Source organism: Methanocalculus sp. MC3, assembly GCF_054767395.1.
The window spans coordinates 207392-228922 of sequence record NZ_BAABMP010000001.1; the positions used below are offsets into that span (position 1 = coordinate 207392).

Annotated in this window: 26 protein-coding genes; 7 read left to right on the plus strand and 19 right to left on the minus strand. The window is 51.1% G+C overall.

Annotated features, from left to right (window positions below):
• Positions 1 to 3: 3 nt before the first annotated feature.
• The 5 genes from ruvC to ACYUBO_RS01035 form a co-directional block, all read right to left on the minus strand.
• The gene (gene ruvC / locus ACYUBO_RS01015; RefSeq protein WP_460371691.1) at positions 4 to 477 is read right to left on the minus strand and encodes a crossover junction endodeoxyribonuclease RuvC; all 474 of its coding nucleotides are present in this window, start codon (positions 475 to 477) and stop codon (positions 4 to 6) included.
• Positions 478 to 791: 314 nt separating this feature from the next.
• Positions 792 to 986, minus strand: a complete 195-nt coding sequence (locus ACYUBO_RS01020; protein ID WP_460371693.1) for a YwbE family protein — start codon at positions 984 to 986, stop codon at positions 792 to 794.
• 62 nt (positions 987 to 1048) lie between these two features.
• Positions 1049 to 2488 (minus strand): NEW3 domain-containing protein, encoded by a 1440-nt coding sequence (locus ACYUBO_RS01025; RefSeq protein ID WP_460371694.1) that lies wholly within the window; start codon positions 2486 to 2488, stop codon positions 1049 to 1051.
• A 5-nt stretch (positions 2489 to 2493) separates the two neighbouring features.
• Positions 2494 to 3534 (minus strand): ABC transporter permease, encoded by a 1041-nt coding sequence (locus tag ACYUBO_RS01030; RefSeq protein ID WP_460371696.1) that lies wholly within the window; start codon positions 3532 to 3534, stop codon positions 2494 to 2496.
• Positions 3531 to 4439 (minus strand): ABC transporter ATP-binding protein, encoded by a 909-nt coding sequence (locus tag ACYUBO_RS01035; RefSeq protein ID WP_460371698.1) that lies wholly within the window; start codon positions 4437 to 4439, stop codon positions 3531 to 3533. Before ACYUBO_RS01035 ends, ACYUBO_RS01030 begins: the two co-directional genes overlap by 4 nt.
• Positions 4440 to 4591: 152 nt before the next feature.
• Here ACYUBO_RS01035 and ACYUBO_RS01040 point away from each other — a divergent pair, with 152 nt between their 5' ends.
• Positions 4592 to 5341 (plus strand): hypothetical protein, encoded by a 750-nt coding sequence (locus ACYUBO_RS01040; protein ID WP_460371700.1) that lies wholly within the window; start codon positions 4592 to 4594, stop codon positions 5339 to 5341.
• Positions 5341 to 6078 carry a winged helix-turn-helix transcriptional regulator gene (locus ACYUBO_RS01045; protein ID WP_460371701.1) on the plus strand — a complete coding sequence of 246 codons (738 nt, stop codon included), beginning with the start codon at positions 5341 to 5343 and terminating at the stop codon, positions 6076 to 6078. Before ACYUBO_RS01040 ends, ACYUBO_RS01045 begins: the two co-directional genes overlap by 1 nt.
• Before the next feature lie 9 nt (positions 6079 to 6087).
• Here the strand turns inward: ACYUBO_RS01045 and ACYUBO_RS01050 are convergent, their stop codons facing one another.
• Entirely contained in the window at positions 6088 to 6393 is a 306-nt protein-coding gene (locus tag ACYUBO_RS01050; RefSeq protein WP_460371703.1) for a DUF1894 domain-containing protein, read from the minus strand.
• 109 nt (positions 6394 to 6502) lie between these two features.
• Here ACYUBO_RS01050 and ACYUBO_RS01055 point away from each other — a divergent pair, with 109 nt between their 5' ends.
• The gene (locus ACYUBO_RS01055) at positions 6503 to 7210 is read left to right on the plus strand and encodes a flavodoxin family protein (RefSeq protein WP_460371704.1); all 708 of its coding nucleotides are present in this window, start codon (positions 6503 to 6505) and stop codon (positions 7208 to 7210) included.
• Between the two features lie 28 nt (positions 7211 to 7238).
• Here the strand turns inward: ACYUBO_RS01055 and ACYUBO_RS01060 are convergent, their stop codons facing one another.
• From ACYUBO_RS01060 to ACYUBO_RS01085, 6 genes are read right to left on the minus strand one after another with little or no spacing between them, the layout of a single operon-like run.
• Entirely contained in the window at positions 7239 to 8867 is a 1629-nt protein-coding gene (locus tag ACYUBO_RS01060; RefSeq protein WP_460371706.1) for a Na/Pi cotransporter family protein, read from the minus strand.
• A gap of 38 nt (positions 8868 to 8905) precedes the next feature.
• The gene (gene argB, locus ACYUBO_RS01065; RefSeq protein ID WP_300331412.1) at positions 8906 to 9775 is read right to left on the minus strand and encodes an acetylglutamate kinase; all 870 of its coding nucleotides are present in this window, start codon (positions 9773 to 9775) and stop codon (positions 8906 to 8908) included.
• Positions 9772 to 10917: a bifunctional ornithine acetyltransferase/N-acetylglutamate synthase gene (gene argJ / locus ACYUBO_RS01070; protein WP_300331415.1), complete on the minus strand. Its 1146-nt coding sequence runs from the start codon at positions 10915 to 10917 to the stop codon at positions 9772 to 9774. Before argJ ends, argB begins: the two co-directional genes overlap by 4 nt.
• A complete protein-coding gene (locus ACYUBO_RS01075; protein ID WP_460371709.1) occupies positions 10914 to 11399 on the minus strand; it encodes a CBS domain-containing protein in 486 nt (161 codons plus the stop codon). The genes argJ and ACYUBO_RS01075 overlap by 4 nt, the downstream gene beginning before the upstream one ends.
• Before the next feature lie 10 nt (positions 11400 to 11409).
• Positions 11410 to 12402, minus strand: a complete 993-nt coding sequence (gene argC, locus ACYUBO_RS01080; protein ID WP_460371711.1) for an N-acetyl-gamma-glutamyl-phosphate reductase — start codon at positions 12400 to 12402, stop codon at positions 11410 to 11412.
• A gap of 53 nt (positions 12403 to 12455) precedes the next feature.
• Positions 12456 to 13379, minus strand: coding sequence for an ADP-ribosylglycohydrolase family protein (locus ACYUBO_RS01085; RefSeq protein WP_460371713.1), 924 nt, complete (start codon positions 13377 to 13379; stop codon positions 12456 to 12458).
• 146 nt (positions 13380 to 13525) lie between these two features.
• Here ACYUBO_RS01085 and ACYUBO_RS01090 point away from each other — a divergent pair, with 146 nt between their 5' ends.
• Complete coding sequence (locus ACYUBO_RS01090) at positions 13526 to 15031, plus strand: glutamine synthetase family protein (RefSeq protein ID WP_460371715.1); 1506 nt, start codon at positions 13526 to 13528, stop codon at positions 15029 to 15031.
• Positions 15032 to 15068: 37 nt separating this feature from the next.
• Here ACYUBO_RS01090 and ACYUBO_RS01095 read toward each other — a convergent pair whose 3' ends face one another.
• The 6 genes from ACYUBO_RS01095 to ACYUBO_RS01120 all read right to left on the minus strand — a co-directional run bounded on the left by ACYUBO_RS01095 (position 15069) and on the right by ACYUBO_RS01120 (position 18374).
• A complete protein-coding gene (locus ACYUBO_RS01095; protein WP_460371717.1) occupies positions 15069 to 15650 on the minus strand; it encodes an SOS response-associated peptidase in 582 nt (193 codons plus the stop codon).
• An 83-nt stretch (positions 15651 to 15733) separates the two neighbouring features.
• On the minus strand, positions 15734 to 16399 hold the full coding sequence (locus ACYUBO_RS01100; RefSeq protein ID WP_460371719.1) for a peroxiredoxin: 666 nt from the start codon (positions 16397 to 16399) through the stop codon (positions 15734 to 15736).
• Between the two features lie 5 nt (positions 16400 to 16404).
• On the minus strand, positions 16405 to 16758 hold the full coding sequence (locus ACYUBO_RS01105) for a carboxymuconolactone decarboxylase family protein (protein ID WP_300332315.1): 354 nt from the start codon (positions 16756 to 16758) through the stop codon (positions 16405 to 16407).
• 6 nt (positions 16759 to 16764) lie between these two features.
• A complete protein-coding gene (locus ACYUBO_RS01110) occupies positions 16765 to 16890 on the minus strand; it encodes a desulfoferrodoxin FeS4 iron-binding domain-containing protein (RefSeq protein ID WP_292737317.1) in 126 nt (41 codons plus the stop codon).
• A gap of 62 nt (positions 16891 to 16952) precedes the next feature.
• Positions 16953 to 17195 (minus strand): zinc ribbon-containing protein, encoded by a 243-nt coding sequence (locus ACYUBO_RS01115; protein ID WP_300332312.1) that lies wholly within the window; start codon positions 17193 to 17195, stop codon positions 16953 to 16955.
• 48 nt (positions 17196 to 17243) lie between these two features.
• Positions 17244 to 18374 (minus strand): RNA-guided endonuclease InsQ/TnpB family protein, encoded by a 1131-nt coding sequence (locus ACYUBO_RS01120; protein WP_460371722.1) that lies wholly within the window; start codon positions 18372 to 18374, stop codon positions 17244 to 17246.
• A gap of 161 nt (positions 18375 to 18535) precedes the next feature.
• On the opposite strand from ACYUBO_RS01120, the gene ACYUBO_RS01125 reads away from it, so the two are divergent.
• A complete protein-coding gene (locus tag ACYUBO_RS01125; RefSeq protein ID WP_460371723.1) occupies positions 18536 to 19141 on the plus strand; it encodes a flavodoxin family protein in 606 nt (201 codons plus the stop codon).
• 8 nt (positions 19142 to 19149) lie between these two features.
• On the opposite strand, the gene radC is transcribed toward ACYUBO_RS01125, so the two are convergent.
• Positions 19150 to 19830, minus strand: a complete 681-nt coding sequence (gene radC, locus ACYUBO_RS01130) for a RadC family protein (RefSeq protein WP_300332308.1) — start codon at positions 19828 to 19830, stop codon at positions 19150 to 19152.
• Positions 19831 to 19917: 87 nt separating this feature from the next.
• Here radC and ACYUBO_RS01135 point away from each other — a divergent pair, with 87 nt between their 5' ends.
• The gene (locus tag ACYUBO_RS01135) at positions 19918 to 20418 is read left to right on the plus strand and encodes a rubrerythrin family protein (RefSeq protein ID WP_460371725.1); all 501 of its coding nucleotides are present in this window, start codon (positions 19918 to 19920) and stop codon (positions 20416 to 20418) included.
• Positions 20419 to 20475: 57 nt separating this feature from the next.
• Positions 20476 to 21507: an AI-2E family transporter gene (locus ACYUBO_RS01140; RefSeq protein ID WP_460371726.1), complete on the plus strand. Its 1032-nt coding sequence runs from the start codon at positions 20476 to 20478 to the stop codon at positions 21505 to 21507.
• Positions 21508 to 21531 lie beyond the last annotated feature (24 nt).

Genomic DNA, 21531 nt, shown 5'->3' on the forward strand with positions numbered 1-21531 from the left:
CTCCTACCTCAGGGTATTGATATGGCAAAGGGCAATCGCAAGGCCGTCGGCGGCATCATCGGGACGGGGGATCTCGTCAAGCTTCAGGAGGCGGCGGACCATATCCTGCACCTGCTCTTTCTTTGCCTTCCCTGATCCTGATACTGCCAGCTTGATCTGGTTTGGCGTATACTCGACGATCCTGATGCCACGCTCTTCTGCCGCAAGCAGAATGACACCCCGCACCTCGGCAACCCTGATTGCTGAGGTGACATTCTTTGTGAAGAAGAGCTCTTCAACTGCGATCTCGTCAGGTGAATGCTCTGCGATAAGTGCCTGTATCCGGGTATAAATCTCGTGAAGACGGTGGCTTGTTGTCCGATCCCGGCCGGATGTCTCGATGCAGCCATAGCAGAGGGGCCGTATCTGACGTTCCTGCTTCTCGATCACCCCGTATCCCACACGGGCAATGCCCGGATCTATCCCGATAACAATCATGATTTATGGATCTTCGGTTCTCATGGTAAATACGGTTATCCCGCGGAGTGCGAATGTGAAGAGGCAATCTTCCGGATCGTAGCTAATAACACTCTCTTCAAAGAATTAAATAAATTAACTTAACTTAAACCTTAATCCTTATCAAAGCCCACTCTGTTATTGGAGCAGACGTGAAACAATAAAAACAGGCACCAACATTCACCACACCTTGGTTTTGTCTGATCTATCGACAATTTTTTATTTTCGGATCAAACGCGTTCTGCCCGGAAATGCTGACGGGATGGGATTGGCACTCCATCCCGTTCCTTCTCTTTTCATCCTTGAATTGAGGCAACCCTGCCGACTGTGCCGTCTGCCAGCCTGACCTTGATCCCGTGGGGATGAAAAGAAGAGTTGGTTAAAATTGTGGTGACAACTCCCTCTGTTGTCTTCCCGCTCTGCTGGTCTTTCTTCTGGATAACGCTCACCTGTGATCCGATCCGGAGATCGGATCGATTCCTGCCATTCATCTGTATATTCTATGCTATCCGGGACGATAAGGGTTTTTAGAAGGGGTCAAGTCCCTCATGAATCACCGCCTCTGGTGCCTCCTGAAGCCAAGGTAAATCCCTCCTGCGACAACTATGAGGAGCAGCACTCCGAGAATCGCCGCAAATGATCCTTCTTTCACGTTCACACGGAAGTCATCCTCAACAACCGCCTGATCGGATCCGATCTTCATGGTGAACTTGTACTCGCTTGCCACCACATTTGATGGCGGAATGAGTGAGATGTCAAAGACTGCCCGTTCCCCTGGAGCAATTCCGGCAACAGTCTCAGGATAGATATCAGCATTCCATCCTGTTGGAGCGGAGATCTCCGGGATAACCGCTGTGAGATCGCCTGCTGTTCCTGAGTTTCTCACCGTGACCTGGAACTCAAGGGGATTGGATCCTGTTGTCTCCAGCAGATACCTGTCGAGCGACACTTCCATGCCATGTGATCCACGGACAGATGCCTCGATATTCGCGGAGTACCGATCTCCTGTCGGGGCTGTAATGACTGATCTGAAGGTGAATGATCCGATCTCTTCGCGGTATTTTGGTGTTACCACCATCTGGATATCCCGCTTATCTCCGGGTGCAAGATATATTGCAGATATATCCTCGGTTGCTGTTCCGGTTCCGGTTGCTATCCGGTACCTGACAGACCACCCATCCGGTACATCCTCGGTTCCGGAAACAAATGTCGCACCTGAACGGCCGATGTTCTCTATGGTTATGCCTATCGTCGTTGAACTGCCTGGTGTCACAGTCACTGCATAGGTTTCCCATGTGGCATCAAGTGCGGTATCCCGAGTCTGGAGAGCCAGATCAGAGAGATCCTCGGTCATTCCGGCACGCACCCGTGCGTTCACCGCTGGTGGCGGGATATACCCTTCCTTTTCTATATTGACCAGATACTCCCTTGGAGAGATGACGGTTCTGAGCGTTCCATCTGAGGCACTGGTCAGATATATTGAGTCTCCTCCGCCTGTTGCTGGTTTTAGTTCAACAGAGACCCCGCCAACCGGCTGGCCGATCTCATCCACAGTTCTGAGTGTAAGATACCCCTCTTCACCCCGGTGCGTTGAATCGATCTGAATGGTGAGCCAGAGTGTGGCATCTCCGACATATACCTTGATCCGGTACTCTCCGATAGGCGTTTCAGAATCTGTCTCAACCTCAAGGGTGACAGTCTCTTTTGTTCCTGTTGGGAGAGTGACATGGGTAACTTCAGCCCCGTCTTTTACAAAACGGAACTCCCAGTTTGCTGTTGTGCCCGAGAATGTATGGACCCAGAGCCTGCCTGTATCTCCTCTTCCAATGCTTTCAATAGTGAGTGGGAATGTCGAGACAGCACCTGCCTCGACAACCCTTCCCGGGAATGGTGTGGACATTGAATACTGCTTATTTGAATCGGTATTGGCTGATGCCATCCCCGGAATGAGGATACACAAGATCAGTCCGATGATTACAAGTTTTCTAATCATTCCACTCACCTCAGATCCATCCTCATAAACCGCATGTATGCAATACCAAAGAAGACGGCCGGGAATGCAAGGAGAGCAAGAAGATGAGAGAGTATCGATCCGGAGGTGTCTGCTGCCGCTGTTGCATACATCCCGCCGCCAGGCCCTGTTCTGACCTGCACCGTTTGTGAACTGGTGATTGTATCCGAGATCGCGTTAAAGCTCATCGTCGGGGAGAAGAGCGACGCGATATCTATCACTGCCTGGCGTCTTGACCACCAGTCCTGCATTTCGGATCTGTACTGCTGGAACTCAGAGGTATCAACCATTCCCTGGAACGCACGTATCTCGCCTTCAGCCTGAGTTGATTGTAACATCCGTGGCATCGAGGGTGGATCACCAGCAATCGCATCAGCAGCCCCGTTCTCCACAAGCACCGGCAATAAGCCGGAGAGAATGATGAAGATAATGAGGGTATAGATTAGCGCTGTCCCGCTTGTTTCAGAGATTGAAGACATGCAGAGTGCAATAGCGAAATATGCAACGATCATCAGGAATGCAGAGAATGCAAAAATCATGATCGATGACCATTCATCCCCTCCCGGCACTATCCCGGTGATCAGGAGGAGGGCGATTGAAACGGCGATTGTCGCGGCAAAGATACATGCAAGTGCCCCTCCTGCACCGATTGCCTTTCCATTTATCACCTCGTCCCGGAATACCGGATGGGAGAGGAGCACCTTCAGCGATTTCGTCTCCCGCTCGCGGGTGATCAGGTCAAATCCGGCGGTGATCCCAAGGAGCGCTCCCATCGTGACGAGGAGAACGCCAACCGACTCAAAGACGATCATAGGGGATGGCCGTGTATCCATTAATCCCCGTTCCTCTGTTCCTGCCGTTGAAAGGCGTTCATTATAGGAATCGAGTGTATCCTGGTATTCGGCAATCCCGCCGATCATCCCGATGATCGTGATTGCAAAAAATATGGCAAAGATCGCAAGAACAGTCCTGTTTCGGAATGAATCTGCAAACTCCTTTCCGGCAACCACAAAGAGTCCGTTGCTCATGCTTCTGCCTCCTTTCTGAACCGCTGGAGAAGCGCTTCTTCGGCAGATCCGGCATCTATCTGAAGATTTTGAAGAGGAATTCCCTCAGATGCAAGGAGATCGGCAATCTCGCAACGGATATCACGGGATGTGACAATCACAGCGCCCTTTCTGTCAGGAGTATAGGAGACCGATCCGATCCCATCAAGAGAAAATTCCGGGAGGGGAATCCTGCCTTCAACACGGACGATCAGATCGCTGCCATGGTCGGAGATCTCCTGCCAGGTGCCATCTGCAACAAGCTTTCCCCGCGAGAGAAGCGCGATCCGTGTGCAGATCACACTCATCTCAGAGAGGATATGCGAGGATACAAGTAATGCCGCACCATCGGCTGCCGCCTCCCGGACTATCCTCCGGTAATCTGATACTCCGACCGGGTCAAGGTTTGCGGTGGGTTCGTCAAGGATGATCACCGGTGGCTCGTTCAGCAATGCCTTTGCAAGGCCAAGCCGCTGCCGCATCCCTTTTGAGTACCCTCCGACAAGGGTTAAAACCCCGTCAAGCCCGACGGTAACGAGGAGTTCATCTATCCTCCTCTTTCTCCTCTCCGTCTCCATGCCATATAGTCTGCCGAAGTAATCGAGATTTTCGGCAGCGTTGAGTCCGGGATAGAAACCGACATCCTCAGGCATGTACCCAATCTTTGCTTTTGCCAGAAGAGGGTTCTTCTGCATGATATGCCCGTCAATTGCAATCACCCCTCCGTCCGGCTCGATCAGCCCCGTTGTCATAAGGATGGTGGTGCTCTTCCCCGCACCATTCGGGCCGAGGAGTCCGACGATCTCCCCTTCGCGTACGGTAAGGGAGAGATTGTCAACTGCCGGCACTCCGTTGTACCGCTTGGTTAAATCTGTCAGTTCAATCATGTTCAGAAGAATGAATGCAGGCTGTTCAATAGAGCATTCTCGCACAATCCTCAACATGTCGGCTCTGAACCATTCCTCCCTTCATCTTATGCATTGACCTGTAGATGATTGTACCATATCCTTTATACTATTTAAAAAAAGAAATTAGACGAATGAATAACCGGCTCTCTGTCTGGCTCACCATATTCATCATGATCACACTGATCTCCACCCCGGTATCCGCATCGGGGCACGATGAGACAGAAGAGCTGCAGATCGTTTTCAAGCGCGAATTCCAGCCACAGGAGCAGACTATTGTGATAAATTCGATGGGGATAAACGGGACTCCCCCTCGCATTAAGTTCCGGGATCCCTGGGTATCATTATTCCCTCATAGTTCGATGCCTTCAACGAATGTGAGGCCTGTCCGGCTGTCAGCAAGACCCCCCATACCCGATGAGAGTGTTGAGCGAACTATCCGGATATACAATGCACAACCCCGTGATCCTTTTCTTCCGATCAGTATTTCGATATTCAGGTTAAAGGTACAACTTAATCCCTCGCTCCACCCTCCTATGAGCATTTATCAGATCAACACCATTCCGACACAGCATGATCCGGTGGAAGAAGTGGAATGGAGAATTGTGAAAGGTGATCAGACAGAGTACTCTGCCCTTTCCATTCCGGAAGAAAAAGACCGGATCTGGGTTGATCTTCTCTTTGAAGAGGGGCCGGTTATATTGACGGTATATTCACCCGATGCCGTTCTTGGTCCGTTTGAGGATGCAGATGACGGTGTTCCCGATAACAGGATATATCTTGAGATTGCCGGAGATACTATTATGCCACAAGGAGAATGGTACTTCCGAATTGAGAACCCCGGTGAAGAAGAGAGCCGGTATACATTCACGATCTGGTACTGATGAATCCACATGCAAAGCTCCTGATTATGCTCATCTGCCTGGCAGCTCTTATCTGGTCTGCCTCGGCGGCCCCCTCCTATACGATCAGCTCAGGGTATGAGAATCCGCCGACAGGAGCAGTCCCTGTGACCCCGGCACCAGTTGGTCTTCTTGAGCTTCCATTCTGGATCTTCCTTCTCCAGGTCTCCTGTTTTCCACTTGAGGTACTGACTGCCATGAAGTTCTGGGCTCTCGCCGGATATCGGCGGGTTTCCGGCTCGAATGTCCTTGAGAACTCCCTAAGGAAAGAGGTCTTTGGAAGGATCTGCAAAGAGCCGGGCATTCACCTTCATGAGCTTGCCAGGAAGTCGAAGTCCACCCTGAGCACCATCCGGTATCATTGTGCGATCCTTGAGCGTTCGCACATGATCCGGGTCGTTGAAGAGAAAGGGTTCAGGAGATTCTTCAGGAACGGGGGAACCTATTCACGTGATGAACTGGATCTCATCTCCTGCCTCCGTTCGCAGACGGCATCTGAGATCCTCAGGATTATCCTGGTGCAACCCGAGATCTCCCGGCAGGAGATCGCAGATACCATCGGCAAAAGCGGCCCCTCAATAACATGGCATATGCAGAGGCTCGAAGAGAAAGGCCTGTTGTCGGTGAGAAAAGAGGGGAGATCGGTCCGGTACATGATTAATGATCAGGTGACCCATCTCCTTGATCAGACAGCTCTTTGGGCTGAAGGTACTGGCTGATTGATATTCTTACTCCACCCGCTGAAGCCCGGTTCGTATCGTCTCAAAATCTCCGTCCTCTGCATCGATCTCATAGAGTACGGTTCCGTATTTTGGGCAGAGTTTTGTAAATGGCATGATGATCTTCTTCTTTTTGATCTTCAGCCCTACAAGCATAGGCTTTGCAAGAAGCATGTGCAGTCCGCGGAACTCAAAATCCGGATACATCTCATACTGTTCCGCAGTGTTCTTCCTGACGTATTCATTCACTTCGTCAGGCTTTGCATCCATCATCAGAACTTTGCCGCCAAGGTTATTGACACAGCGTTCCTTCATAGTATTTGTTCGGACTTTTCAAAATAAAAAACCTCGCATTTTGTTTACGAATTGATCTGATTCGATCATGAGCGTCAGGTAGAAATAGGACAAGCGAGTAGTTTCTGCTATGCCATCCCCCCTTGTCGGACGAAAATTTGGCGTGAATATCATCGAACCACCTGATCCGGAACGGTGCCGGGGTATCAGGGTGCTTGGAATATCCGGATCCAGCCGGCAGGATGGGGATCTGAGTAAATCCGAGCGGCTCCTGAAGAGGGCCCTTGTGAAATACGAAAGCTTCGGCTCGACAACCGAGTTCATAAGGCTGAAGGATCTGTTGATCTATCATTGTGAGGGCAATTACTCAGAAGATCCATCCCACTGTATCTACCCTTGTATGTCGACGCTGAAATACACAGATGACCAGATGCAGAGGGTCTATGACGCGGTGCTCGCCTGCGATATTCTCATCCTTGCATCCCCTATCCGGTGGAATAACCACTCTGCCCTTGTTCAGAAATTCGTCGAGCGGATGAACTGCATCGAGAACCAGTACTCCTGGTTTGGAAACAGGATGATTCATAACAAAGTTGCAGGACTGATTATCATCGGCCATGTGGACGGTGTCCAGCATGTGGCAGGCAATCTTATGAACTTCTTCTCGTGGCTCGGCTTCTCCATCCCTGATGTTGCGATCACCTCGTGGGTGGGGGAGAATGACGAGGATACTACCCGCGACTGGGAGAAGATTGAGGGAAACCCCTACACACAGGAGGATCTTGAGAATATGGTGCACAGTTCCCTCCGCCTCTCATGCTCGCTAAAGGGGATCTGATTCTCCCATCAGTTGCCAACACGCCTCGTTATTCTGGCTGAGGTATCTCTTCCCAGAGCTGAGAGTACTCCTCAGTCAGCTTCCTGATATCCCTGATCTTCCCGTTGGCTGCTTCAAGGATGGAAAGGACCTCGAGGTACCGGGAATCACCGCTCTCATTCAGCTGTGCAATACGCTTCAGGTAGAGTGAGTATTCAAGGTTTAATGCACGCTGGAGTTCGATGTCCCGTGCACGGAGAGAATTGATTGTTTCCTTATTTGAATGGGGGAAGTTTTTTGCGAGCTCCTGGATATTGCCATCAAATATACGGTAAATCCCACGCATCGCTTCAACCTGTCCTTTTGGAAACGGAGTTCCTTTTCTGTGGGCATTGCGGCCGACTTTTGCCAGATCACGAGCGAGATCACCGAGCCGTTCAAGCTCATTTGAGATCCTGACAAGGAGCACTGTCTTCTTTCCCTCAGTCTCGGGCAGTGCCTGCCTTGAGAGGACGAATACAGCTTTCTCAATCTCCTCATCGATATAGTCATTGACAAGTTCCAGTTTCCCTGCCTTCTGGTATACACGGGGTGGTTTTGCTGCATCAAATACAGAGATTGCAGCATCAAATGCCCGATGCGTAATCTCATAGAGGTATTGAACCTCCTTTTCAATGAGGGGCAGCACTTCACCGGGCGACTCCGGCATATCATTTCGAAGTGCAACGGTTCGGAAGAGAATCTCTTCCTCTTCGCCGGGAACAGCACGGATGACGAGACGGGCAAATGGGTGCAGTGCAACAATAAAGATCCCGGAGGCGACGACATTGAAGACAAGATGGGCATTTGCCACCTGTTGCGCCTCTGTTCCCCCGATCAAGGCGATCAAATCAACAAATGGCCCCAAAAATGGAAGAATCAGAAGCACACCCCCGATATTAAAGATGGTATGGGCAGCCGCCGCCCTGCGTGCATAGAGGTCGAGACCGCGTGATGCAAAGAGTGCCGTTGTCGTGGATCCGATATTTGCGCCGAGGAGGAAGGGGATCGCCTCGGGCATCGTGATCATGCCCTGCTGGGCGAGGATGACGACGAGACCGGTTGTGACAGAGCTTGACTGGAATGCGGTTGTCACCAGGAATCCGACAAAGATGGCAAGGGGGAGAAAAGCAATGCCGCCGAGGAGTTCAAGGACCAGTGGATCGTTTTTGTAGGGATCGATCCCTTCATTGACGAGTGTCAGCCCGAAGAAGACGAGACCGAAGTAGAAGAGCGGTTTTCCAAGGAACCTGTATCTCCCGCCGATAAGCCCGATCAGAAACCCGGCAATGATGAAGGCCGGGCCAAATGAGGTGAGTTTAAACGCAACAAGCTGGGAGGTGATGGTGGTTCCGATATTTGAGCCGATGATGATACCAAGGCTCTGGACAAACGAGATTGTCCCGGCATTAACCAGGTTGATGGCGATCACCGTCGTCGCTGCACTTGACTGTACCAGTGCGGTGATCCCTGCACCAAGCAGGAGGCCTTTGTAGCGATTGGTTGTCAGATCTCCAAGGATGGTGGCAAACCGCCCCCGTGCAACAGCCAGGATCTCCTTGCTGAAGTTCTCAATGCCAAAGAGGAAGAGGATTACTCCCGGAACAACAGTGAAGATCAGCTCCCAGGTGGCAACCATAGCAAAAGAATGATGGATTGTTCAGAATAAAAAGGGATCTATCCCCGGATCATTGTTCCAACACCAAGATCGGTGAAGAGTTCGAGGATGAGGTTATGCGGGGCATTGCCGTTGATGATATGGCAGCGCTCGACTCCATTTCTGGATGCATAGATGCATGCGCCGAGTTTTGGGATCATGCCTCCCTGGATGGTACCGTCTGCGATCATTGACTCCACTTCGGCCAGGGTGAGCCGGTGGTAGATCTTCGTGCGTGACAGATCCATCACGCCATCAACATCGGTGAGCGATACAAGCTTGCCTGCATCAAGTGCCACGGCAAGCTCGCCTGCCATCGTGTCTGCATTGATATTGAGGTTATTTCCCGCCTCATCGATTGCAAGCGGTGAGATGACCGGGATATAGCCCGAATCAAGCAGAGTCCTGAGGAGACCGGGATTTACCCGCTGGATCTCACCGACAAACCCGAGATCCACCTCTTCCTCGCGATCCTCGATCATCACTTTCTGGGCATCCATCTTCCGTGCGATGACAAGGTTCCCGTCGTTTCCGGATATCCCGACACCACGGGCGCCGTTCTGTGCTATCAACGAGACGATGGTGTTGCTGATCTTTCCGGCAAGCACCATCATCGCGATCTCAAGGGTGTCCTGATCAGTAACCCGGAGCCCGGCAACAAACTTCGGCTCTTTGCCCATCGCCTTCATCTTCTCGGTGATCTCCGGTCCTCCGCCATGCACGAGCACTACCCGCATCCCGATGTAGTGGAGGAGGACGGCATCCTCGATGACGGTGTTCATGATCGCCGGATCGACCATCGCATGGCCGCCGAGCTTGATCACGATCGTCTTTCCATGGAACTGCCTGATATAGGGGAGTGCCTCCATCAGGACGTCTTCGCGTTTCATGTCGTATACTTCCCATTAATCTCTACGTACTTCTCGGTTAAATCACAACCCCATGCGGTTGCCTCGCCTTCCCCGGAATCGAGATCAATCGAAAAGACGACCGTATCACCCTTCATCGCTGCCTTTGCTGCTTCAAGATCGGCAGTGATCTCTCCTTTCCTGACAAGCGGGGTCTTCCCTTCACCTGTTCCAATCCAGAGGGAAAGATCCGGGATCTCAAAATCCACTCCTGCATATCCGGCTGCAGCGACAACCCGGCCCCAGTTTGGATCCTGGCCATAGACTGCGGTCTTGACGAGCGGGCTTGTCACGACGGTTTTTGCAATCTTGCCTGCATCTTCTTCGGTTCGTGCTCCGGAGACGATCACTTCGATCAATTTCGTCGCACCTTCACCGTCCCGTGCAATTGCCTGTGCAAGCTGAATACATGCGGCAGTCAGGCTCTCTTCAACCTCATTAATGGGAACTTTTCCTGCCTCACCTGTCGCTGTCAGGAAGACGCAGTCATTTGTCGAGACATCGCCATCAACGACGATCCGGTTGAAACTTCGTGATACGGCCCTTTTGAGGATTGCATTGAGATCGTTCTGTGATACTTCCGCATCCGTATAGATGAACCCGAGCATCGTCGCCATATTCGGGGCGATCATGCCGCTTCCTTTCGCGATCCCGCCGACAGAAAATCCATTGCCCTGAACAAGAGCATGTTTCTCCACAAGATCGGTCGTCATGATCGCCCTGGCTGCCTGTACCTCAGCCTCTTCAGAGGATGAGAGTGTAAGAGATCCCGCCTGCTTTTCAATAAGATCGAGGTTCAGGTACCTCCCGATGACACCGGTGCTTGCCACCCCGACACGCATCGGATCAATCCCAAGTGCCTCTCCGCCGATCTCGGCCATCCTGATTCCATCCTCCATGCCCCGCCTGCCGGTATAGGCATTTGCACACCCGGAATTTGCGATGATTCCTTCGAGGCTGTTCTTCCTCATCCGCTCTGCCATCAGGTCTATGACGGGTGCCCGTGCCTTATTCTGGGTAAAGACTGCGGCAGAATTTCCCGATGCCTTTATGAGCGCAAGCCCGTATTTCCCCTCTTTTATACCGGCGGCAGTTACACCGGCGACGCCACAAATACTCTTCACTCCGCCTCATCCTCCTTCTTCTTTCCAATCCCCTCGATGATATCCGCACGGGTGACGATCCCGGCAAGTACTCCATCCCTGAGGACAGGTAAGCGGGCAATACCTTCACGGAGCATCAGCCGTGCCGCCTCCTCAATTGTATCTTTGGCTTCGATGGTGATGATCGGGTAGCTCATCACGGATCTGACCGGGCGTGATCCAATATCCGAAAGAGCTTCCTTGGTCTTTTCCCAGTTGAAGAACTCGCGGATCGGGATCTCTATCACTTCAAGAGGGGATGGGAGCCAGAGGTCTTCGCTTGGCCCTTTCACCGAGAGGAGTGCAAGGATATCGGATTCGGTGATCATCCCGATTAAGTTCTCTTTATCCATCACCGGGAGTCCGCCGATCTTCTTCTCACGGATTATTCGCGATGCTTCGCGGATCGTATCCTCTGCCTGGATCGTCACCGGGTTTTTCGTCATAACTGCTTCTACATTCATTGAAAATACCTCATGGTGTGGCTGATGGGAAGAGGAGTCCTGTTGTCTCTTCAAGCCCGCAGATAATATTCATGTTCTGGACTGCCTGCCCGGCTGCTCCTTTCATCAGGTTATCGATTGCTGATATGGCGACGATCCGCCTGCCCCCCTCTTCAACCTCAAAGGCGATATCACAGAAGTTTGTTCCCCGCACAAACCCGAGTTTTGGTGCCTGGAGCCGGATGAAGGGCTCATTCCGGTACATGTGTTCAAACCGCCGCCTGACCTCGTCGGTAGTGACAGGGCGCTCGGTGATGATGTGGGCGGTTGTCAGGATGCCCCGGGTCACCGGAACAAGGTGCGGGGTGAAGTGGACGCTGGCCTGAGATCCGAGGCGGGAGATCTCAAGCTGCATCTCAGAGAGATGGCGATGTTGTGTCCATTTGTATGGATTGATATTATCTGCAACATTGGGGTAATGGGTCATCTCGGAGACGGTGTCTCCAGCTCCTGATACGCCGGTCTTTGAATCAAAGATGATCGTCCTCGCCAGATCTGCAACCGGGGCTGCTGCCAGTGTTGCTCCGGTTGGGAAACAGCCGGGATTTGCGACGAACGTTGCTCCGCGTACCTCGTCACGGTGGAGTTCCGGGATGCCATATGGCGCTTCAAAGTATGCAGTATGGGAAACGCCGTAGACATCTTCATAGATTGATTGCGGAAGCCGATAGTCTGCTGAGAGATCAATTGTTTTTATCCCGCGTGAATGGAGTGAGCCTGCATACTGCATTGCTACAGTATGGGGAACAGCCAGAAAGACAACATCGGCATCGACATCATCTACATCAGGGTTTGTATAGGTGAGATCAACAAAACCCTTCAGATGGGGTTGATCCCGGCTGATCGGTGTCCCTTCAAGTTTTCGGGACGTGGCACAGGTGAGTTCGGTATCGGGATGGAGGGTAAGGAGCCGCATCAGGTCTCCACCCGCATAACCGGATGCTCCGATGATCGCAATATCCATACATGCTATCTTGCAGAGCTTGGATAAAGGGTTTTACCCTGTTGGGCTGATGGCTACTCTGCCCCACCGGGAATCGGGTGTCCTGTCCGCCTGAGGAGGTCGATTCCGAGTTGTTCGATCGCATCGCGCGATTCCAGTTGTTCGAGGAGATCTTGTGGCAGACCGCCTTTGCCTAATTTTGCGCCGATATATGCTCCGCAGATGAATGCTATTGTATCCGTATTTCCTCCGGCTTGTGATGCGATCTCAAGCAGCTCATCCGGATCCTCAATACGCCGTGACAGGAAGAAGGCGAGAGGTACGGTCTGATATACCGAGCTGTCACTTCCAATCCTCTCAACCGCCCCCTGGATGGAAATCCCGCTCTCATCAGCGAGCCGGATTGCCTCCCTCACCCTGACGCCGAGGAGCTCATCCTCCCGGAGCGCTGCTGCTGCTGCCCTGGCAAGCGGATCGCGATCCCCTGCAAGGGTTGTCCTGATGAGTGTGGCAACTGTCACTGCACCAGCCAGAGCTCCCGGGTGGGTATGGGTAACACTGCATGAGACGACGAGCCGTTCCGAGCACTCGATGAGATCGGTAAAAGCGAGTGCAAAAGGGACTGCAAGTGGAATGCATCCGGCAGTACTGGAATTAACCGCCGCTTCTTTCCATGAACTCTTCTTTAAGCGTTCGCAGGCGGCATGGACAGCACTATCAGGGAACCTGAGCTGACCGGCATTATAGGTGTCCTTCAGAGCAGCAGCATATGCATCTTCAGAATATTCACGATCGGCAATGAGCCTCCCGACAATCATCATCATCTGGGAGTCGTCGGTAAACTGACCGGGTGCCAGTCTATCATTTGGGTGACCCTTGTAGGCTTTCCGAAACATTCTGAGTGGTGCATGGAGACGGGGAGGTGCGGTTTCATTCGGCATGCCGAGCGCATCTCCAAGTGCGGCACCAAGAAGACATCCTTTATACTGTTCGAGCATCAGATGAGGGTTGTTCTTCGAGGTAATAACCCTTGCCGGTCGGCGTAAGAGTCGGAAGGAAGTTGTCTTCCATATGGGGGTGCAAAAATAAAGCTCCCTTTGCCTGAAGAACCATTTTAATGAAACTTATCACACCGTACCTGTACATGGAGATAGACGATTCCCCCCAGAACCCCAATGAACTTGAACGTTTTCTTGGGAAACCTTCTGTATTGTTCAGTAAAGAAGATATAATCCGGTTTGTTGTCCAGAATGGCATCGAGATGATCAACTTCCGTTATGTTGGAGAAGACGGAAAGCTGAAGACACTCAATTTTGTAATAACGGGGAAGGAGCATCTGGATACGATATTAAGTGATGGAGAGCGGATCGACGGATCGCAGCTTTTCTCATGTATTGAAGCTGGTTCAAGCGATCTGTATGTGGTTCCCCGGTACAGAACTGCATTTATGAATCCCTTCTCTGAGGTGCCGACACTTGAGATCCTCTGTTCATTCTATACAAATGAGGGAAAGCCGCTCCCAAATGACCCCTCATATGTCCTGAGAAAGGCTCATGAATTATTCAGGAAAGAGACTGGTGCAGAATTCTTCGCTCTTGCTGAACTGGAATACTATGTGATCGCAGAGCCGGATCCGCTGTACCCTGTCTGTGATCAGCGGGGATACCACGAGTCCCGTCCCTTCACCCAGTTTGAGGAGTTTCGTATCGAAGCACTCCGGCTGGTGGCACAGGCTGGCGGAAAAGTGAAATATGGGCATGCAGAAGTCGGATGTTTCACGCAGGATGGAAGACTCTATGAACAGCACGAGATCGAGTTCCTTCCCACCCCGATAGAGGATGCAGTCGATCAGCTGGTGATCGCAAAATGGATCGTCAGGATGCTTGGAGAAGCATATGGCGTGCAGGTGAGCTATGCGCCAAAGATCACCGTCGGCAAAGCCGGTTCAGGCCTCCACTTCCATATGATGGCGGTCAGGGATGGTGTGAACCTGATGGTCGGAGAGAACGGGCTTTCGGACTTTGCAAAGAAGATGATTTCAGGCCTGCTTGAATGTTCGGATGCCCTGACCGCATTTGGCAATACCATCCCGACATCATACCTGCGCCTTGTGCCACACCAGGAGGCGCCAACCAATGTCTGCTGGGGAGATCGGAACCGATCCGTTGTTGTCCGTGTCCCGCTTGGCTGGATTGGTGACGGTAATATGATCCGTGATGCAAATCCCGACGCTCCACCTGCTGAGATAAAAAGGATGGGGAAACAGACGATTGAACTCAGGACGCCTGATGGTTCGGCCGATGTCTATAATATTGCAGCAGGGCTTGTTGTGGCATCGCTTTATGGTATCCGGATGCCTGATGCTCTTGAGAGGGCACGTGATCTCTATGTTGATGGCAATATCTTCGATCCAAAGAATGCAGAGAAACTGAAGTCACTGAAACAGCTTCCCGCATCCTGTGTCGAATCAGCGGATATCCTTGAAGCAAAAAGGGCTATATTCGAGGCAGATGGCATATTCCCTCCCGCTCTCATCGATTCGACGATCAATAAGCTCAAAAACTTCCAGGATAAAGGGCTGAGTGAGCGGATCTATGCGAAAGAGAAGGAGATAAGGGCAATCGTCGAGGAATTTATTCATATTATGTGAGAGTGCCAGTCGCTCTTTTTCTCTCCAATTTTATTGCTCACCACCAGTCATGCTGCTCAGGACGCCGGATCAGGGAGGGTTCATCCGGGGCAGCGGGATTGTTGATCTCTCTTGATACCGGATATATCTCAATTCTTTCATCTGAGGGGGGAGGTGTCCTCCCCGTAAGCCATTCCCTCTCCCCGACCTCTGTCAGAACATAGGGCATCCTCGGATGAATGCTGCTCACCGGTTCGACAGCTGCTTTTGTCACGATACAGAACGCATCTCTTTCCCTGTCATAGATTCCTGCAAATGCAAGCAGCTCTCTCTCCGGGAATGAGATGTAATAGGGCTGCCTCCGGGCTCCTTCAGTCTTCCACTCAAAAAAGCCGCTTGCCGGGATGGTGCAGCGATCTTCTCTTCCCCCGGATTTTTCTTCCAGACCTTCGATCCGGGCATTAATCCGGCGCCCTCCGCCCCATCTTACGATCCCAAAGACCGCCTCTGTCAGGTGCTCATCCAACGTTATGATCGGAAGGCGCTGGCCGGGTGCTGCATTGTATCGTGGAGGAATTGTTGTTCCACCAAACCGCTCCCTGAGTATTCGGGTTCCGATGATAGTATAGCGTGAACACATCTCTGCTCTCCTCTCTTCATCTCTTTTCAACGGAGAGATCCATAATCAGGGATTTTAAGGAAGGGTCTTTTGAAAAAAAGGAGTTAGATCTGTTTGAAACAGAGGTACCAGTCCTTGCATTCGTACCCTTCTTTGTCACGGATTTCTGCCTGTTCCACGGTCTTTGGCGCAGGAACAACAACTTTGTCGCCCGGCTGCCAGTTCGCGGGTGTCGCAACCCCGTGGGTATCGCTTGTCTGGAATGCCTTTAAGAGACGAACCAGTTCAGGGATATAGCGCCCGTTTGAGAGTGGGTAGTAGAGTATGCCCCGGATGATCATCTGGGGATCGATGTAGAAGACTGCACGGACAGCAGCGGTGGTACTCTGGCCCGGATGAACCATGCCAAAGAGTGATGCTACATTCATGTCAAGATCTGCAATGATCGGGAATGGAATTTTCACTCCCATCTTCTCTTTTACATTCCGGACCCATGCGAGATGGGAGTGGATGCTGTCGATGGAGAGGCCGACAAGCTGTGCATTTAATGCCTCAAATTCTGGATTTGCCTCGGAAAGTGCGATAAATTCTGTCGTGCAGACCGGGGTGAAGTCTGCGGGGTGCGAGAAGAGGACGACCCATTTCTTGTCTTTGAAGTCGGAGAGCTTCATCGGACCATGGGTTGTTATCGCCTCAAAGTCCGGGGCCTCCTGGCCGATCGTCGGCATGCGTGGTCCACAGTCGCAGTACATATCCATATCGTCACACATCAGAATCACTCCTTCATTATCTCTTCCATGGCACTCTTGCCATAGACATATGCGGGCATCCCGGAGAGCATGAACGTGACCCTGAGACCCTCTTCAATCTGCTCTTTGGTTACGCCAAGCTGTTTTGCACCGGCAAGCTGGGCCCGTACTGCATGCTCGTCCCTGAGGGCTGCTGCAATGGCGATGGCCAGTACTTTCTTCGTCTTTTTGTCAAGAGCACCGTCTGCCCAGATATGCTGGTCGAACTTCATGACCATCTCAAACATCTCGGGCTCCTTCTCCATCAGCCCACGGAAGAAGACCGGTACCTTCCCGATCTTCTCTTCGAGTGACTTGAGGTCATCTTTCTTTTTGCTCATACGAGATCACTCCTCAAGTTCCATTGGCTGGCCGCAGCAGATCAGCTCGCCACCGCCGGCCTCTTTGACCTCGACGACATTTCCGCAGATCTCACAGGTGAAGATCTGCCCTTCACTGGATACATTTACCATTGTTCATCACCTCATTCTTCTATCCAAAACCGCGGTTCCGGCTGCATTTAGGTATGCAGCACTCAGATCTTTGATCCACCACGTTTTGGAGGGTTGTTCACATCTTCAGCAGTCTTGATATCAGGCCTGATGTGGGTCATCGGGAAGCACTGGTACTCTGCACATTCGCAGGTCGGGCATTTCCTGAGATCCTCCTCGGCATGAGTCAGGGTCATCTCGGCACCGCAGTCAATGCATACGTACTTGCCGGGGTTTGCTTTTGTTCCTGCCTTTACAATTTCACAACGTTCTTCTGGATTTGACATTGGTGTTTCACCAAAACCTGAATAGGTGTTTGGGCTATATAACTATTGTCAATCACTAACGACTAAAGTCGTGGGCTTGCCCTTCCATCTTCCTGACCGCTTCGGTTCAGGACGGAGTGCGATGGGCTGGTTGACATCAGCCCTTGATGCGATGTTTTTTGCGGCATTGATATCCGCATTATCGGTATATCCACATTGTAGGCAACAAAATTCTGATTGGGTTTTTCGGTTTTCCCGATTGATATGTCCACATGCAGAACACTGTTGAGAGGTGTATTTCGGATCTACCAGATATACCGGGATACCTGCCAAATGTGCTTTATACCGAATATAATTCGCAATTTCATAGAACGCCCATTTACCAATTGCTCCTTTTAATGCTTTGAAACCGGGAACCCGATCTCTGATTCCGGTTAGATCTTCTAACGCGATACCTGATTGGGTGTCTTTAGCCTCGGTAACAATCTGTTTGCTGATACAATGGTTTGTATCATTCTTGAATCGGCGTTCTTTCTTACTGAGTTTCTTCAAATGTTTCTTTGCATTCCATGTACCAACAGATTGGAGAATCCCTTTGATACGGGTGTATTTCTTTCTGGATTCTGTACATGTCTCGCCGGAGAAGATTTCACCTGTTGATGTGGTTGCGATATTGACTATACCGAGATCAACTCCGAGGATCTCTTCAGGTTCAATCTGAGGTTCTTCGGGTATATCAAAAACGATAAGAAGGTAAAAATGGTTTTTGATAAGGACAAGATCAGCCTGACCTCTGACTCGTTTCAGGTCAAGAGGTTGATATCTGCCATATGACATCGATATCCTCTCTCTTCCTTCAAGTGTCAGGATTGAACACATGTCGAGGGTTTTTATCGTCAGGATACGCTGATCGTAGATGATTGCACCATGAGGTTTAAACTCATGATAGCAGGATCGATCCGCAAGATAACTTTCAGATACTTTTCCAATTACTCGGATAACCATCTGAGCCGATAATGCGAACCGATTACGAATGTCATAGTAGAGGTTTTTTTGGATTGTAACCTTATCGAAAACCTTGTTTCTCCATGCAAATTCCGAAACGAAAGTACATGCTTCATTGAATCGCTCCATCGTACTGAGAAGTTTCTGGTGTTGATCTTCCGTTGGATGGAGTTTCATCTTCATTGTCAGAAGCATTAAAGAGAACTATTTCATCTAATTATATAGATATATCTATGGCGGCATTCCTCCCACGACTAAAACCGTGGGCTTCCTGCCTGTTGATGTCGTGACTATTTTTCACTTTTCTGTGGTTTTGAAGAACACTTTTATCTGTTCTGATTGCGAGAATCCTTCATATGGAATGCAATCTTGTGGCACTGCTTGGAAGCCCCAGAAGAGATGGGAATACCGCCATCCTTCTCAGGGAAGCGATCCGTGGAGCAGAGGAGGCCGGATGCACGGTCGAGCTTGTCTGGGTGCCCGGCCTTTCGATCAAGCCCTGCATGGAGATCTTTGTCTGCAAGGCAGAACCCCGGTGTGCGATTAAGGATGAGATGCAGAAGTACTATGATCTGATCAGGGATGCAGACGGACTGATCGTTGCAACTCCTGTCATGACGATGGGTGTGCCTGGAGCCCTGAAGTCGTTTATTGACCGGTTCCAGGTCTTTTATATGGCAAAATATGAGCGGAAGGAACCGCTGATCACACCTGGTGAGCGGAAGGTGCGGAAGATGCTCCTCCTCTCGATTGCCGGGATGAATATTAAAAATCTCTTCTCAGGACTTCTCCAGACGATACATGCATTCGGTGAGATCATCGATTGTCCACTGTGGGACAGCCTGCTTCGGGATGATATGGATACGATAAAGGATCTCAACACGCGGCCGGAGCTTTTAAAAGAGGCATATGCAAAAGGGTATGCACTCGGCGAAGTTGTCCGCAGAGCAAAATCAGAATAAGCCCGCAATTAGAAATATCCTTCTCCATGGAGTGAGCAGAAGCCGTTCTCGGCAACGATGATATGATCGATCAGCCTGATCCCGAGAACCTCGCCTGCTTCTGCAAGCTTTTTAGTCACGGCAATATCATCAGAACTGGGTGTAACATTCCCTGAGGGATGGTTATGCATGATGATGATGGATGCGGCTCGATCCGTTATCGCATCTGCAAAGATCTCACGGGGATGGATCTGGCTCTGGTTTAAGATCCCTTTTGTTATTGTCCGTCTTTTGATCAATTCGTGCGCCCCGTTCAGGGTGATGCAGATGACATGCTCCTGCCGTTCCAACCTGATATCCTCGGCATAGGGGAGTGCGTCTTCGGGGGAGGTGATCTTCGGGCGGTATGTTCTCTCCTGCATCCGACGTGCCAGCTCAAATGCAGCCAGTATCTGGCATGCTTTTGCTTCGCCTACCCCTGGAATTGCGATGAGATCTTCACAGGTTACGGCCATGCCTTTTCTATCGAGGCACGTGCTGATCTCATCAGAGAGGGTGGTGACATCACGCCCCGCGATTCCCCGTCCGATGATCGCAGCAATCAGATCGCCATTTGAGAGGGTGGGCGCCCCACGCGTACGGATCCGCTCACGTGGCCGATCTATCTCAGGTATCTCACGGATCAGGCGTGCCTCCGGCTGCACTTTCATGGTATTCTGGTTTATGGGTGGTTGTGGTTAAGGATGTCGTTCGGTTGAGCCAAAACATTTTTCCTGTTGAACTGCCATTGAACTGGTATGGCAACCGAACAGGATATTATGGAAGCATTCGCCGGCGAGTCACAGGCGAACCGGAAGTACGCAATTTTTGCAGAAAAAGCCCAGGAAGACGGGTTTTCAAATGTGGCAAAGCTCTTCCGTGCTGCATCGAAGGCAGAGGAGATCCATGCACGCCGGCTCCTCAGGATCGCAGGTCTGATCCACTCGACCGCTGACAACCTGAAGGGAGGCATTGAGGGTGAAACCCATGAATTTACAACGATGTACCCTGAGTTTGTCGAGCGGGCACAGGCTGAGGGGAGGAAGGACGCCGAGATCACCTTCACCCATGCGATGAAGGCAGAAGAGGTCCATGCCGGCCTGTACAAAGAGGCACTTGCGGCAGTAACAGGCGGTTCTGATCTCAAGGCAGATGAAGTGAAGATCTGCCCTGTATGCGGCAATGTCTTCATCACCACTCCTCCGGAAAAATGCCCGATCTGTGGGGTTCCCGCAGGCAGTTTCCAGATTGTAGAATAAAACTCCCTCCTCTTTTCAGCAAAGCTTCAAATATCTTCTCCTCGAATGTCTTGTGATATGAGCTTGAACTGGAAGTCGGCTGATCGTGTCTCACTTGGTATTATTGCACTGATAGCTCTGATCACTTTCCTTGCGTTTTTTCCGCTGTTGCAGGTGGTTGTCCTTGCCCTTTCTGTTGCTGTTGTGCTCATTCCATTCCAGGAATTGCTCTCAAAACGGATCAGCCCTGCCCTTTCAGCCTTCTTCCTGACATTTATGGTCGTCACGGTCGGCTTTCTTGCCATTGTCATCACCTTCAATGTGTTGTACCAGAATATGGATTACCTGATCTCTCTCATCTCAAGCGTCCTTGGAAGTCTTCGGCCTGAAGCAATCCCGGATCTCCCGATCCAGTTCTCAGTTTTTAGTATTGACGAAATGATCGATAACGTCCTCCTCTCGGTTAAAGATGCTCTCTTCGTCTATCTCTCCCTTATTCCGACACTCGCAATCCAGCTCCTCCTCTTCGTCCTCGCACTCTCCCTCTTCATCTATTCAGGACCTGGCTTAAAATCCGATTTTCAGAAGATGATCCCCGAAAATTCCCGGAAAAATGTCCTGGTGATCTGGAAACGCGTCTATGATACACTCTACTCGATTTATATCGTGCATTTCTCAATTGCCATCCTGACATTCTTCCTGGCAATTCCGTTCTTCTGGATTCTCGGATTCGACAATATCCTCTTCTATTCGGTTCTCTGTGCTCTCTTTGCACTGATTCCCTTCCTTGGACCTTCTATCATCCTTCTCTTCCTTGCTCTCTATGCCCTCTCAATCCGGGATTTCAAGGCGTTGCTTCTGATCATCTTCATCGGATATCCCCTCCTTGGCGTGTTCACTGATATCTATCTCAGGCCTGTCATGATGGGCAAACGGATTGAGATCCATCCGGTTGTCATCTTTATCGGGTTCTTCGGCGGTATGGCGACGATGGGGCTTGTGGGATTCATCATCGGCCCGCTCCTCCTCTCTCTCTTGATCGGCGGATACCAGATTGCCGTCCAGGAGCTTGGAGGGGTGCCTGCCCCCGGCATGGATGCTGATACATAGCAAAGAATAACTGGTATCCGCGTC